The sequence below is a fragment of the Nonomuraea endophytica genome, assembly GCF_014203235.1.
Taxonomy (GTDB): Bacteria; Actinomycetota; Actinomycetes; order Streptosporangiales; family Streptosporangiaceae; genus Nonomuraea; species Nonomuraea endophytica.
Genome location: NZ_JACHIN010000005.1, coordinates 451,018 through 465,024 on the forward strand (window position 1 = coordinate 451,018; position 14,007 = coordinate 465,024).

At 71.0% G+C, this 14,007-nt stretch carries 11 protein-coding genes; 5 read left to right on the top strand and 6 right to left on the bottom strand.

What is annotated here, in order from left to right:
• Nucleotides 1-80 precede the first annotated feature (80 nt).
• Nucleotides 81-3,125 carry a type I polyketide synthase gene (locus HNR40_RS20895; protein WP_184963734.1) on the top strand — a complete coding sequence of 1,015 codons (3,045 nt, stop codon included), beginning with the start codon at nucleotides 81-83 and terminating at the stop codon, nucleotides 3,123-3,125.
• 168 nt (nucleotides 3,126-3,293) lie between these two features.
• Here the strand turns inward: HNR40_RS20895 and HNR40_RS20900 are convergent, their stop codons facing one another.
• Nucleotides 3,294-4,310: an alpha/beta hydrolase gene (locus HNR40_RS20900; protein WP_312896453.1), complete on the bottom strand. Its 1,017-nt coding sequence runs from the start codon at nucleotides 4,308-4,310 to the stop codon at nucleotides 3,294-3,296.
• A gap of 127 nt (nucleotides 4,311-4,437) precedes the next feature.
• On the opposite strand from HNR40_RS20900, the gene HNR40_RS20905 reads away from it, so the two are divergent.
• Complete coding sequence (locus HNR40_RS20905) at nucleotides 4,438-5,370, top strand: TauD/TfdA dioxygenase family protein (protein ID WP_184963736.1); 933 nt, start codon at nucleotides 4,438-4,440, stop codon at nucleotides 5,368-5,370.
• Nucleotides 5,371-6,034: 664 nt separating this feature from the next.
• Here the strand turns inward: HNR40_RS20905 and HNR40_RS20910 are convergent.
• The 3 genes from HNR40_RS20910 to HNR40_RS20920 all read right to left on the bottom strand — a co-directional run bounded on the left by HNR40_RS20910 (nucleotide 6,035) and on the right by HNR40_RS20920 (nucleotide 8,310).
• Nucleotides 6,035-6,175 (bottom strand): hypothetical protein, encoded by a 141-nt coding sequence (locus HNR40_RS20910; protein WP_184963738.1) that lies wholly within the window; start codon nucleotides 6,173-6,175, stop codon nucleotides 6,035-6,037.
• A gap of 342 nt (nucleotides 6,176-6,517) precedes the next feature.
• On the bottom strand, nucleotides 6,518-6,667 hold the full coding sequence (locus HNR40_RS20915; RefSeq protein WP_184963740.1) for a hypothetical protein: 150 nt from the start codon (nucleotides 6,665-6,667) through the stop codon (nucleotides 6,518-6,520).
• Nucleotides 6,668-6,930: 263 nt separating this feature from the next.
• Nucleotides 6,931-8,310: a MarR family transcriptional regulator gene (locus tag HNR40_RS20920; protein ID WP_184963742.1), complete on the bottom strand. Its 1,380-nt coding sequence runs from the start codon at nucleotides 8,308-8,310 to the stop codon at nucleotides 6,931-6,933.
• Nucleotides 8,311-8,980: 670 nt separating this feature from the next.
• Between HNR40_RS20920 and HNR40_RS53630 the strand changes: the two genes are divergently transcribed.
• The 3 genes from HNR40_RS53630 (at nucleotide 8,981) to HNR40_RS20935 (ending at nucleotide 12,695) form a co-directional block, all read left to right on the top strand.
• Nucleotides 8,981-9,901, top strand: coding sequence for a helix-turn-helix domain-containing protein (locus tag HNR40_RS53630; protein ID WP_184963744.1), 921 nt, complete (start codon nucleotides 8,981-8,983; stop codon nucleotides 9,899-9,901).
• Nucleotides 9,902-10,522: 621 nt separating this feature from the next.
• Complete coding sequence (locus tag HNR40_RS20930) at nucleotides 10,523-11,587, top strand: hypothetical protein (RefSeq protein WP_184963746.1); 1,065 nt, start codon at nucleotides 10,523-10,525, stop codon at nucleotides 11,585-11,587.
• Between the two features lies 1 nt (nucleotide 11,588).
• Nucleotides 11,589-12,695, top strand: a complete 1,107-nt coding sequence (locus HNR40_RS20935) for a glycosyltransferase family 2 protein (protein WP_312896454.1) — start codon at nucleotides 11,589-11,591, stop codon at nucleotides 12,693-12,695.
• A gap of 50 nt (nucleotides 12,696-12,745) precedes the next feature.
• Here HNR40_RS20935 and HNR40_RS20940 read toward each other — a convergent pair whose 3' ends face one another.
• Together HNR40_RS20940 and HNR40_RS20945 are read right to left on the bottom strand one after the other, a co-directional pair.
• A complete protein-coding gene (locus HNR40_RS20940; RefSeq protein ID WP_184963750.1) occupies nucleotides 12,746-13,588 on the bottom strand; it encodes a glycosyltransferase family 2 protein in 843 nt (280 codons plus the stop codon).
• Nucleotides 13,585-14,004, bottom strand: coding sequence for an HIT family protein (locus tag HNR40_RS20945; RefSeq protein WP_184963752.1), 420 nt, complete (start codon nucleotides 14,002-14,004; stop codon nucleotides 13,585-13,587). The genes HNR40_RS20940 and HNR40_RS20945 overlap by 4 nt, the downstream gene beginning before the upstream one ends.
• Between the last annotated feature and the right edge of the window lie 3 nt (nucleotides 14,005-14,007).

Consider the following 14,007-nt stretch of genomic DNA (forward strand, 5'->3'; position numbering starts at 1 on the left):
CCAACATTCTTGTCAAAAGGTTGCCATATGGTTGCCAAATCCGGCAAGCTATTGCTCGACAGTTCCCGGGAGGTGTGCTCATGGCCCGCGACCGATCGCTCGACATCGCCGTGACGGGAATCTCCGCCAGGTTCCCCGGCTCGAAGGACCTCGACGCGTGGTGGGCCGCGCTGACGTCGGGGACGGTGCTCACCACGCGCTACGACAGGGCCGCGCTGCTGGCCGCCGGAGTGCCGGCCGCGCTGGCCGACGACCCCGACTACGTGCCCGTGCGCGGCCACCTCGACGGCGCCGACCGCTTCGACAACACGCTCTTCCGGGTCAGCGCCCGCGAGGCGCAGCTCATGGACCCGCAGCACCGCCTCATGCTGGAAGCGGCATGGGCGGCGCTGGAGGACGCCGGGGCCGGACGGTCCGGCGAGGGCCCCCGCACCGGCGTGTACGCCTCCAGCAGCGGTAGCGGCTACCTGCGCAGCCTGGTCGCCGGCCGCACGCTCGACCCGGCCACGCTCGACCAGGTCATCCACGGCACCGAGCCCGACTTCATGGCCAGCCGCATCGCCTACAAGCTCGGCCTGACCGGGCCCGCCATGGCCGTGCAGACCGCCTGCTCGTCCTCGCTGGTCGGCGTCCACCTGGCCGTGCAGGCGCTGGTCGCCGGCGACTGCGACCAGGCCGTCGTCGTGGCGGCCGGGCTCGGCTTCCCGCAGGCCGGGCATCTGTGCATGCCGGGCGGGATCCAGTCGGCCGCCGGATCCTGCCGGCCCTTCGACGCGCGGGCCGACGGCGTGGTCGCCGGGTCGGGGGTGGTCTGCGTGGTGCTGCGGCGGCTGGCCGACGCCTTGGACGACGGGCCTTCGCCGTACGGGATCATCCTCGGCACGGCGATCAACAACGACGGCGCCGCCAAGGCCGGCTACCACGCCCCGTCCGTGGCCGGGCAGGAGGCGGTGATCAGGTCCGCGCTGGGCGCCGCCGACGTCGGCGGCGAGTCCATCGGCTATCTGGAGGCGCACGCGACCGGCACCCGGGTCGGCGACCCCATCGAGTGGTCGGCCGCCTCGGCAGCCCTCAAGGGCATGGGCGCCGGGCCGGGACAGGTGGCGGTGGGCGCGCTCAAGGCCAACATCGGCCACCTCGACGCGGCCGCCGGGCTCGCCGCCCTGGTCAAGGCGTTACTGGTGGTGCGGGATGGCATCGTGCCGCCGGTGGCCGGGTTCACCCGGCTCAACCCGCTGCTGGAGACCGGCGAGTCGCCCCTTCGCGTGCCGGAGGAACTGGCCGCCTGGACCGGGCCGCTGCCGCGCCGCGCCGGGGTCAGCGCCTTCGGCATCGGCGGCACCAACGCCCACGTCATCATCGAGCAACCCCCCACCCACCACACCGCCCTCTCCCCCCTCGCCCCCTTCGCTCTCGACCTGTGGGAAGGGACGCCCGCGCGGGAAGGGACGCCCGCGCACCACAACGCCGGGATCGCTCTCGACCGCTTCTTGGATGAGCCGTCCGGCCTCGATCGGCAGGAAGAGGAGCCCGCGCAGCTTGTGTTGGTGTCGGCGGCTGATCGTGAGGCGCTGGATCGGGCGGCGCGCCGGCTGGCGGGTCACCTCACCGCGCGGGCGCCCGAACTGGCCGACGTGTCCTTCACGCTGGCCACCGGCCGGGCGGAGTTGCCGGAGCGGCTGGCGGTGACCGGGCGCACGGCCGCCGAGGTGGCCTTGGCCCTGTCGGACGGCGCGGCCCGGGGGCGCCGTCCGACGGATGGGCCCGCCCCGGTCGTCTTCCTCTTCCCCGGCCAGGGCAGCCAGCGTCCGGGGATGGCGGTGCCGTTCGCGCGGTCGCTGCCGGGCTTCCCCTCGGCGCTGGCCGCCTGCCTGGACTGCTTCACCCCGGAACTCGCCGAGCGGGTCGAGCGGGCGCTGCTCGATCCCGCCTTCCCCGCCGACGACCTGCGGGAGACGGAGCTGGCGCAGCCGTCGCTGTTCGCGCTGGAGCACGCCGCCGCCACCGCCCTCATGGCCTTGGGGGTACGGCCGGCGTCCCTGATCGGCCACAGCCTCGGCGAGATCACCGCCGCCTGCCTGGCCGGGGTGTTCACGCTGCCCGACGCGGCCCGGTTCGTGGCCGTGCGGGGCAGCGCGATGCAGGGCTGCCCGGCCGGTGCCATGATCGCGCTGGGCTGCCCGGAGGCGCAGGGCATGAAGCTGGCCGCGGAGGCCGGCGTCGACCTGGAACTGGCCGCGGTCAACTCGGCCGACTCCTGCGTGCTGGGCGGCACCGTCGCCGCGGTCGAACGCTTCGAGCTGGCCCTGGGCGACAAGGTCTTCCACCGCAGGCTGCGTACCAGCCACGCCTTCCACACGCGCCTGGTCCAGCCCGCGGTGCCGGAGCTGGCGATGGAGCTCACCGACATCCGGCTGCGGCGGCCCGTGCTCCCTTACGCGGCCAACAGCACCGGGCGGGTGATTCCCGCCGGGGTGGTGGTGAGCCCGGAGACGTTCATCGAACAGGCCCGCCACACCGTACGCTACGCCGAGGCCATGGCCTCCACCGCCCTGTCGCTGCCCGGGGCGGTCGCGATCGAGATCGGCCCCGGCACCACGCTGTCGGCCCTGGCAGCGAACCTGGTCACCGTGCCGCTCTCCCCCGGCCGCGCCTCCACCCGCCCGGCCGACGAGGTGCTGAACGCGCTGGGCCGGCTGTGGACCCTCGGTCAGCCTGTCGATCCGCGCGCGCTGTGCGGGGTCGGGCAGCGCGTACACCTGCCCACGTATCCGTTCGCCGGGCCTCGGTGGGTGGCTCCGGAGGCCGCCGCCCAGGACCTCGCCCTGTCTGTCGTCGAGAGCCCCTCCTGGGACGAGGTCCCGGCGGATCGGGCCACGGACGCGCCCGCGGTGCTGGCCGGGCTGTGGGCGGAGTTGCTGGGCCAGTCGGATCTGACGGCCGAGTCCGACTTCTTCCAGCTCGGCGGCGACTCGCTGCTCATCACCAGCCTGGCCAGGAAGGTCAACCAGGAGCTCGGGATCCGGGTGCCGATCCGGTCGATGCTGGCCGGCCGTACCCTCGGACGTCAGACCACCATCGTGCTCGACCTGCTGGCGGAGCCCGTGGCCGCAGCGGGCCCATGACAGACGCTCCGACATCGCGACGGCGCCTGGTCCTCATACAGGGACCAGGCGCCGTTGCGTCCGCCACCACCGTTTGCGTTCACCGCCAGGACTTTTCGTCGTCACCGCCGGGGCTCCCCGCCTCAGGGCATGCGTCGTCGCTGGAGCTGCCGTGGGCTCGGGAGCGGGCTAGACGTGTGCGGCGGTCGGTTGGCGGGTGGAGCAGGCGGCCAGCACGCGGCGCAGCCAGGCGATCCTGGCGTTCTGGGCGGCGCGGGAGATGACCGCGCCGGGCACCCACTCGTCGAAGCTATGGAAGGCGCCGGACCACACGTGCAGCTCGGCCTGACCCCCGGCCTGCCAGATCCGGCCGGCGTAGGCGACGGCCTCGTCGCGCAGGGCCTCCACGGAGCCGACGTCGATGAACGCCGGCGGCAGCCCGGTCAGGTCGCGGGCACGGGCGGGAGCGGCGTAACAGGACACCCCGGGGCCGCCGCGCCGTTCGCCGAGCAGGGCCGTCCAGCCGGTGAGGCCGGAGCGGCGGTCCCACAGGCCGACGCCGTCCATCTGGTGGGCCGATGGGCTGTCGCACCGGTCGTCGAGCATGGGGCACTGCAGCATCTGGCCGATCAGCGGCGGGCCGCCGCAGTCGCGGGCCAGCAGGGAGACCCCGGCCGCGAGCGCGCCACCGGCGCTGTTGCCGCTGATGACGATCCGGTCGCAGTCGAGCCCGAGCAGCGCCGCGTGGTGATACAGCCACACCAGGCCGGCGTAGCAGTCCTCGACCGGCGCGGGATCCGGGTGTTCGGGGGCCAGGCGGTACTCGACCGCCACGACCGCGATCTGCAGCTCCTGCGCGCGTTCGAGCTCGGAGGCGAGTTCGGTGGTGCGGTTGTTGCCGGCCACCATCCCGCCGCCGTGGGTGTTGTAGATGATCGCGTGCGGTCCCGGCGTGGCCGTAGGTCGGCAGACCAGCAGCGAGATGTACGGCGCGCCCGGCGGCCCCGGCACCACCCGCTCCTCGACGTCGAAGGCGCCGCCCCGGCGGATCTCGGTGTCGGAGAGCGACCCCGCGAGCGTACGGCGGCGCCGGTCGGCGATCAGTTCGGGCGTGAGCGGGCTCGGCAGGTCGCTGAGAATCGCCCGGAGCGGGGCCGCGAGCTCGTGGTCGAACGGCGGCGGCGGGCCGATGTGGACAGGGATCACGGGAGGCTCCTCGGTCTAAGCCGACACCTTCACCCCCGAGATTGTCACATTAGGCAATATATGGCAAGCTTGATGCCAAGTTTGGCAAGGCCGTACCTGGCTATCGACCAGCAGAAAGGTACGCACCATGACCGCACCCACCCTGCCCGCCGCCACCGCCGTGGAGATCGTCCGCCTGGCCGGCAACATCGGTGCCGAGATCCGGGGCGTCGACGCCGGTTCCCCGCTCGCCGACGACACCGCCGCCACGGTCCGGCAGGCGCTGCTGGACCACAAGGTGGTGTTCCTGCGCGACCAGATCCTCACCTACGACACCCAGGTGGCCTTCGCGCGCCGGCTCGGCGACGTGACGCTCGGGCACCCGATCTTCGAATCCCACGGGAAAGAGCCGCTCCGCGAGGAGATGGACTCCCACAAGGGCATGCGCGCCAACCACTGGCACACCGACCTGACGTTCGTGGACCGGCCACCCGCGTTCACCATCCTGTACGGCGTGGTCATCCCGCCGGTCGGCGGCGACACGATCTGGGCCAACACCGAGACCGCCTACGCCGGCCTGCCGCCCGAACTCCGCGACCTGGCCGACCGGCTGCGGATCGTCCACAGCAACGACTCCGACTACGCCGCCATCTACGAACGCGAGGGCGCCACCGACGCGGCCGTGCGGGCGCTGCACGAGTCGATGCTGTCCAAGGTGTTCGAAACCGAGCACCCCGCCGTCCGCGTACACCCCGAAACCGGCAACCGCTCCCTGCTGCTGGGCGGATTCGCCGTGAGCGTGTCCGGCTACCCCCGCCAGGCCGGCCGCGACCTGATCCGCGTCCTGCAGGAACACGTCACCCGCCCCGAGAACACGGTCCGCTGGAAATGGCGCGCAGGCGACCTTGCCATCTGGGACAACCGCGCCACCCAGCACTACGCCGTCTTCGACTACGGCGACCAGCACCGCCGCGGCGAACGCCTCACCGTCGCCGGCGACGTCCCCATCGGCCCCGACGGCCGCCCCAGCCTCCCCCTCCGCGGCGACGCCACCCACTACTACTTGGGTTCCTCGACGTAGTTCCGTGCTGTTTCTCTTCTGCCCGCGCGCCCCTTACAACCTCGCTGCTCCGTTACGGCTAGCGCCACGCCACCCCGCCCCGCCGCCGAGGGCGGGCCTCTGTCGAGCGCCGGTCGTGAGGGCTCACGGGGTCCTCACCGCAACGACTCCGCTCTTGCCCATCTCCGGCGCCAACCCGCGGCCCTGTCATGCACGGCCTTGCCATGCGAGTGCCCTTGACCTTGCCACGTGCGCGGCCTCCGGCCCGTCAGAGCCTTGCCACGTGCGTGGCCTCCGGCCAGTCAGGGTCTTGCCACGTGGCCGGTTTCTCGCTGGATCCGGTCTTGCCACGGGAGCTTTGGGCTTGCAATGTGGGTGGCTTTGGGCTTGGCGGGTTGGGGGTGACCGTGGGGCGCACCAGCCGGTGTTCTTGTGCATGGGAGCGCCCGCGCGGCCTGGGGGTGGCGGCGCGGGCGCTGGGTGGATGGCTTCGCAGGACTGCCTGCGCGAGCGCGTGGGCGGGTCGACGCGGGCGTGCGGCGTCGGCCTGCGAAAGCGATCCAGGCGTGACAGCGATCCAGGTGGCGGTGCAGGTGTGGCGGTGATCCAGGTGTGGTGATCCTGGTGTGGTGATCCTGGTGTGGCGGTGGTCCTGGCGGCCGGGGAGGTACACGGCCGGGTGGGCCTACGGCCAGTCGATCTCCACGCCTTCTGGCAGCGTGGCGGCGACCCGTGTGAGGTCGGGCTGTGCGGCGGGCACCCTCGGGGCGCCCGGGTCCCGTGACGGGTCGGCGTGCGTGTCGGCCGGAGTGATCCTCGTCTTCATGTCCCTGCTCCCTCGGGCGAAGACTCCTGTGAGGAGCGCCAGGAGGGCGGTGGCCATCGCGATACCGGAATATCCCCCTGAGGACACGCGATGCTCCCGGGTACGGCTACCTAGCGTGGCGGCGGGGAAGGCGCACGGGTCCTGGACACGGATCCCGGTCGCGTAATGCGGGTTGTGCGGACCTTCCATCAGAACCCCCGAATGGCAACTGCACCCGAATTTCACAGGAAAAGTTCAGATTTCTCGCGCCCCCGGCGCGCGGGCCCGGGATCCGATCAGCGATCTGCATCGTCCCGGGCCTTTTCACGAATGCGACGGCGTTCGGCCGGCGATTCTGAAAGGTCAGCCCCAGCCATTGGTGTCCTTGTCGGCCGTGGTCGTGTTGGGCGGCGCTGCGGCGTACGCGGCGGAGGACACTGCGGCGACCGAAGAGAAAGCGGCGGCGCTGATGATGATCGGAAGGGCGATTCGCTTGGCCATCGTGCTGATCATTGTTCTTCCTCCTTCGTGTATTTCTTGAAGCCCTTGCTTCGCTTTTGATTCTTGACCGCCGCAATGCCGAAATCGAGGTTTTCAAGTGTCAGCACCCTGCAATGGCAGGACCGTGTCAAAGAGGTCGGTAAAAGGGCATGCGAATATCCCGGACCAATTGAACGCGCACTTAACGCAAGGCGAAAGCGCGCCCAATGGTCCGGGAACGTCCCGTCGTCCCGGCAGGCCGAACACCCGGCGAACCGAATGATGTTCGGTAAACGCTATCCACGACCGAGGTCGTCGAGTATGGAATTCCACGCGAGGTCGAAGCCCTCGGCCAGGCATCCGTCCAGGACGACCTCGCCCCGTCCCGTGCCGACCTCCATCTCGGGCGACATCCAGGCGGCCATGGCGGCCAGCTCGGCGCTCACCTGGTCAGGGAAGCCCGGCAGGCAGGCCAGCCTGCCGATGAACACCACCAGTTCAGGCCGGGTGATCGCGGAGACCGCGACGAGGAGCCTGGCGGTCAGCACCGCCATCTCCGCCACGATCCGCAGCGCGTCGTCGTGTCCGCGCTCCGCGCCTTCGACCAGCTCGTCCAGCGACAGTTCGCCCAGGCCACGGGTGGCCAGGATGCGTTCCAGGTCGGTCTGGACGGGGCCGTCGGCCGGCCGTTCGCACACCCGCCGTTCGGCGGCGCCCGACATGCGGCCGGCGAGCGTCAGCGCCTCGGGGACGCAGACGGGCGCCGGCGAGGCCTGGAGCCGGCCGTCGACGATCAGGCCGATCTCGATGGAACGGCCGACCGCGACGTAGGCCATGTCCCTGGCCTCACGCCGGTCGCTGATGCGGTACTTGTAAAGCATCTCCATCTCCACCGCCCGCCTGGCCAGGTAGTTCGGGCCGAACAGGCGGCTGAGCGCGCGGTCCACGGCGGCGTGGCAACTGGTGCCGCGCGGGCTGGGCGCCACCTCGCACGGCGGCGCGGAGAAGCCGGCCACCACCCACGTGAGGTCCTCGCGGGCGATGCCGGCCTGCTTGCAGACCAGGTCAACGGTGCGCATGACGTCCTCGAAGCACTCGGCCTCGTTCTCGCCGCGCAGCGCGGAGACCCGGGTGACCCGCGTGTCGCCGTCCAGCCGGGAGACCGCCCACTGCGCGACGCCGTCGCGGACGTCGACGCCCATGACCCAGCCTGCCTCGCGCCGCACGCGGAAGAGGGTGGCGGCCCGTCCCGGCCCGCCCTCCTGCTTGCCGTAGCGCTCGACCAGGCCGTTGTTCTCCAGGTTCATGACCGCGGAGGAGACCGTCGGCTTCGACAGCCCGGACACCCTGGCCAGCTCGGCCCGCGAGACCCGGCCGAGGTGGCGGATCAGGTCGAGGACGTAGCGCTCGTTCATCTGGCCGATCACGCTGGGGCCGACGCCGCGCACCCTGGTCGACGGGCGCTCGGTGACGCCCTTTTCCGGGAACTGCGGCACCGGCACGGCCGCCCAGTCGGAAATGATGATGTCCTCCGCCTGGTCGACGATGGTGGCCATGCACTGCGTTATGACCCAATCGCCGCGTCCGGCCATGTCCAGCGCCTGCTGGCAGATCTCGACGGCCTTGGCCTCCGCTTCCAGAAGCGACGCCTGCAGGAGGAAAAAGACCACGTTCATGCCATCTGGCTCGGCTCTCACGTGGAAATGCTCCAGGCCGCTCGCGCGACCGACGAAGCTCCGCAGGGAGAGTTCGAACCGTTCTGCGTTCGCTCCAGGTGACCGCCCGCTCAATCGGGCTGTGACGATATACACTATTCATCAATCCCTGATTAAAACCGCAGCACTTTCTCCCAATCGATCTCCATAAGTATATGGCCACAAATATTGGATGGGCAGCATGCTGCCGTGTCATGAACCTGCGGTGGCAGGGTGCTGCCAGCCTCCTGTGCCCGGGTCGGCCTGCCGTACCCGCACGAACACGGACTGTGAGGATGAGCGGGTGGAGAACGACATCAGCCCCCGCGGCGGCTCCGACGGGCCCGGCGCGAAGCGCGCCGGGACGGCCGTGGATCAACGGCGTACCAGCGCAAACAGAGCCCGCGGCGGCCCGCTTATCTGGACGTCCTATTTCTCACTGCGGTAAAGCACGAGCCGGGCTCGCCAAACTGAGAAAAAGTGGCCAAAGGAAAGGGCCATGTCAAGATTGCCAAAGTAGAATCCCCACGGGAGACTCAACGTCCAACGATGCCCGTTGGCAGCTTCGGGAGGCGGCGTGTTCGAGTCCATAGGTTTGGGCCCAGACGCAGCTACGTTGTACAGCGCAATCCTGGACAACCCTCAGTACGGTGTGAACGATCTGGCGGACCTCCTCGGCTGGCCGCCGAAACGAGTGCGCCACATCCTCGACGAGCTGGCCGAGTTATCGCTGGTACGCCCGTCGTGGGAACATCCGGAAACCCTGCTGGCGGTGACCCCCGCGGTGGGGTTCTCCACTCTCCTGGCCCGCCAGGAGCAGGAGCTTCTCCAGCGCCAGCAAGAACTGGCCGCCAACCGGCGGGCGGTGATGGAGCTCATCGAGCAACACTCGAGACAGCGTGCGGCCCAGCACCCCGAGGTTGACCATTTGACCGGCCTCGACGAGATCCGCACCCGTATCGAAGAGCTCGCCAACACCTGCCAGACCGAGCTGATGGCCTTCGCGCCCCGCGGCGCGCAGACCAGGGAGGCTATGGAAGCCAGCCGCCCGCTCGATCAGGCCATCCTTGACCGCGGCGTCCTCATGCGGACGATCTACGTGCAGAGCATCTACAACGACAGCCTGACCCTCGAGTACGCCCACTGGCTGACCGAGGCCGGCGCGCTGGTGCGCACGTACGGAGCGCTCTCCCAGCGGCTGCTCATCTACGACAGGGAGAGCGCGCTGGTGCCGGTCAACCCGGAGGAGGAGACCATGGGGGCCGTCCTGATCAGAGGGACGGGGATCGTCAACGCGCTGTGCGAGCACTTCGAGTCGGTGTGGGAGAACTCCGCCGAACTCGGGGCCGGGCAGCCACGCCGCCAGGGAGAGGAGCTGACCGCGCAGCAGCTGGCCGTACTGCGCCTGCTGGCCGACGGCCACACCGACGAGACCATCGCCCGCCGCCTCGGCGTCTCGATCCGGACCACGCGCCGGATCACCGCCGAGCTCATGACACTCCTGGGGGCCCGCAGCCGCTTCCAGGCCGGCGTCCGCGCCACAGAACGCGGCGTCCTCCGCTCCGACCCCTAACCCATCCCTTCTCACGCCCGACAGCACCTCGCACCTAGCCCGGAACCCCGCTCTCCCGGTCTTCGCCTCGCCGGGTCGGCGGCGGATTTCCCTTTCGCTCCCTGCCGGGGCCTCGCCGCACACCCGCGACCGCCCCACCCCTTCCCGCCGCCCCGGGCTCCCGCACGCCCACAGGGCCCCTCTTGCCGCCACACACGCCCGCCTGACGGGCTCCACAGCTATGCCCGAGGCCCCCTGCCGTGGAAACCCGGTGTGTGGGGCGTGCGCAGCGCTCGGGTGCGGGGCGACAGGTGGGGCCGGAGCGTGGCGGTGCGGGGCGCGAGGGTGGCCAAGACGCGAGTGGGGGCGATCGAGGCGTGAGGGGACGGTGGATGGGCGGGTGGGGCGTGGAGGTTGCCGAGGCGGAGGCAAGGGCGTGGATCGGCGAGCGAGGTGGGGCGTGGGGGTGGCTTGTGGGGTGGGGCGGGGTTGGAGGGCATGAGGGATTGGCAATATATTGCCAAAGTTGGCAAACTTGGGGAAGATGGGGGGACGATTGTCTGCGTTCGAGGGTGAGGAAGGATGAAGGTCAGACACCTATCCGAGGCGGCGGAGACCCCCGTCGAGCTCAGTATCGCGATCATGAGTCACCCCAAGCGCGCCCAAGCGGCCCGCGACCTCTCCCGCCGCCTCGACGGCGCCGACGTGGTGACCGACCCCTCCCAGGCCGGTACCCCCTCCCCCTTGCGCACCTCCGTCCACGCCTGGCGGGCCGCCGACCCCGGCGCCACCCACCACCTGGTGGTCCAGGACGACGTCGTCCCCTGCGAGAACTTCCTGCGCCGGGTCAGGCAGGGCATCCGCCTGTTCCCCGACGCCGTCCTCGCCTTCTACGCCAACTGGAGCTCCATGAACGGCGCCGCCGTCAGGCTGGCCGCCGCGGCCGGGGCGACGTGGGTGCAGGAGGTGGGCGGCGAGTACTTCCCGACGCTGGCGGTCGTCATGCCCGCGGCCTACGTGGCCGACTACGTGGCCTTCGCGGAGCCGTACACGGCCTGGTGGGGTGATGACGACGAGGTGATGACCGAGTTCGTGCTGGCGCGGGGCCTGGACGCCTACGTGTCGGTGCCGAACCTGGTCGAGCACGGCGAGCAGGACAGCGTGGCGGGAAACGGTTCTCACGGGATCCGGCAGGCGGCCTGTTATCTGCCCGATCCGGGCCACACGCACGAGGCGCTGGCCCACTCGATCGAGCTGATCCCCTGGCTCACCAAGGGCCGCGCCATCGCCCTGGCCAGGACCAGCGGCAACGGCTACCCGGCTTACGTCCGCCGGCCCTGGGCGGACATGGCGACGCCGTTCAAGGTCGACACGATGGAGCTGCACCGCGCCTATCAGCGGCTGGTGTCGGCGGGGCCGGGGCTGGCGCGGGCCAGGGACGGGCTCGGGGAGCTGTATCTGTCGTCGTTGTGGAACGTCTCGGTGCTGCTGGGCGCGGCCGTACACGCGGAGAAGGTGCCGGTGCGGACGCTCATCGGCGAGCGGCCCTCGAGCGTCGACCAGTCGGTACGGCGGGCCGCCGTCGCCACCCTGCCCATAGGCGGCGTCGCGTGGACGTTCCTGCCGGAGGAGCACCTGGCCCTGTACGCCCGTGAGGTCGCGGACGTGGCGGAGGCCGGGTTCGTGCGCGGGCTGGACGGGAGCTGACGTGCTGTTCAGCATCGTGATCCCGTACAAGCAGCGGCTGCGCAACATCAGGGCCGTCTTCACGTCGCTGGCCGAGCAGACGCTGGCGGCCGACCGGTTCGAGGTGGTCGTGGGCGCGCTGGAGTACTGCGAGGAGTATGTGGCGGCGTGCCGGGAGTTCGCCGGGCGGCTGAACATCGTCTCGGTCCTGTCGGACGCCGCCTGGAACGTCAGCCACGCCAGGAACCTGGCCATGCGGCAGGCGTCCGGGCAGGTCACGGTCATCCTTGACGCCGACATGGCGCTCCCGGCCGGGCTGCTGGAGCGGCTGTATCTGGACCACTTCGCGCGCGGGCAGAACGTCTGCGTGCTCGGCCAGGCCGTCGGCTACAGCGGCAAGGAGAGCGTGGAGGAGGTGACGGCGCTGCCGTACTCCCACTATCGGGAGGTCCTCGCGCGGATCGAGCGCGAGGGCGCCGAGCCGGACGTGCGGTGGGGCGTGCGGCCGCTGCCGCTGCCGTGGGCGCTGGTCTGGTCGGGGCTGGTCGCGCTGCCGACCGCGACCGTGCGCGGCCACGACCTCGCCTTCGACGAGGGTTTCCAGGGGTGGGGCGCGGAGGACCAGGAGTGGGGCTGGCGCATCCACGCGAGCGGCACGCCGATCGTGCTCGGCGATCGTGTGTACGGCCTGCATCTCCCGCACCGGCGCGACGCCCCGGCCAACTTCGCCTGCTTCCGCGCCAACCGGCGCTACTTCCTGGCGAAGTGGCCGTGCCTGGAGGTCGAGGTCTACCGGGCCTACGACTTCGCCGAGGCCAACCGGCGCTTCGACGACATCCGACGCGAGGTGGTGGAGATGGGTGTGGACTTGTGCTGCCTGCGCGGCAGCGTCGGCGGCCGGGACGTGCTGCTGGTCGGGGCGACGGCGGCGGACGGCGCGGTGTTCGACGGCGGGGTGCCGAGCGACACGCTGCCGCTGGTCGGGTTCGCGCTGCCCTATCCGGACGGTGACGTGGGCGAGTGCCGGGTGATGGCGCCGATTCTGCGGCTCGGCGCCGCCTCGCGCGAGACCGTGCTCAAGGAGGCCGAGCGGGTGGCGGCGAGGGTCGTGGCGCCCGTCGGATCCTGAACACGACAGACAAGCCCCCGGAGCAGCGGCTCCGGGGGCTTTCTCTTGCGTCAGTGGGTCGCGACGGGCTGCCGGTAGTTGTTCGACACGCCGCCCAGGTAGTAGCGGAGCGTTGGCTGGCCGGTGGAGTGGATGGCGACGCCGCGGTCCATCAGCACCTGCAGCAGCTTGTCGTCAGGCGCGGTGTTGCTGATGAAGTCCTCCTCGGTGAACTCCTCCGGGATCGGCGCCGCCAGCAGCAGCTCGCGCCGGATCAGCCAGGCGCTCTGGTCGACCAGGAAGACCGGGTCGTCGGCCTGTAGAACCGTGCTCGGCCGGAACGAGCTGGGCCGTACCGGATCGACGCGGTCCATGAGGATGTTCGTGCCCCTGATCCGCACGCCTCTCTGACACATCAGCTCGTAGATGCGCGCGCCCTCCTGCGGGTCGCGGGCGGTGTGCCACACCTCGTCCAGGTACGGCGAGCCGTCCGGCCGGTGGATCGTCCTGGCCGAGTGCACGGCGTCGGCGTCGTTGGCACGTGCGCAGGCGATCAGGCTGCTCAGGTGGTCGGGCGCGAGCTCGTTGTCGTCGTCCAGGAAGGCGATCCAGGTCGTGGTGGCGGCGCGGACGCCCGCGTTGAACAGCCGCGACAGCCTCGGGTAGACGTGGCGGATGTCGCGCCGCAGGTCACCGGCCTCCTCGGGCGGGCGGCGCACCAGGTGGGGCGACACCCGCAGGCCGGGACGGGTGGGGGCGGCGCGCGCCACGGAGACGGCGGCCGGGTTGTCGTCGCTGACGACGACGTGCTCGATCGGGCCGGTGTAGTCCTGGGTGAAGACCGAGGCCATCGCCCTGAGCAGCCGCGGGCCGCCGAGGGTGAGCGTGACGACGCCGATGGAGTCCTCTGTCATGGTCGTTCCTCTCTCGGTCGGAGCAGGTCGCGGGTGCCGTACAGGCTCTCTGGCGGGACGGGAGCGGCGGTCCAGGGCCGGGTCAGGCGGTCGCCGTCGCGGCGGGGCACGAGATGGACGTGCAGGTGGAAGACGTCCTGCCAGCCTGCGGGCCGGTTGGCCTGGAACAGCGTCAGTCCGTCGGGGGCCAGGACGTCCCTGATGCGGGCGGCCATGCGGTGGACGGCGCGCATCACGGCCGCGGCGTCGTCGGCGGTGATCTCCCACAGGTCGGCGGCGTGGACTTTCGGGACGACCAGCGTGTGGCCGTCGGTGACGGCGGTGATGTCGAGGAAGGCCAGCGTCCGCTCGTCCTCGTCGACGAGCGCGGCGGGCAGGGTCCCGGCGACGATGGCGCAGAAGACGCAGTCGTCCATCGG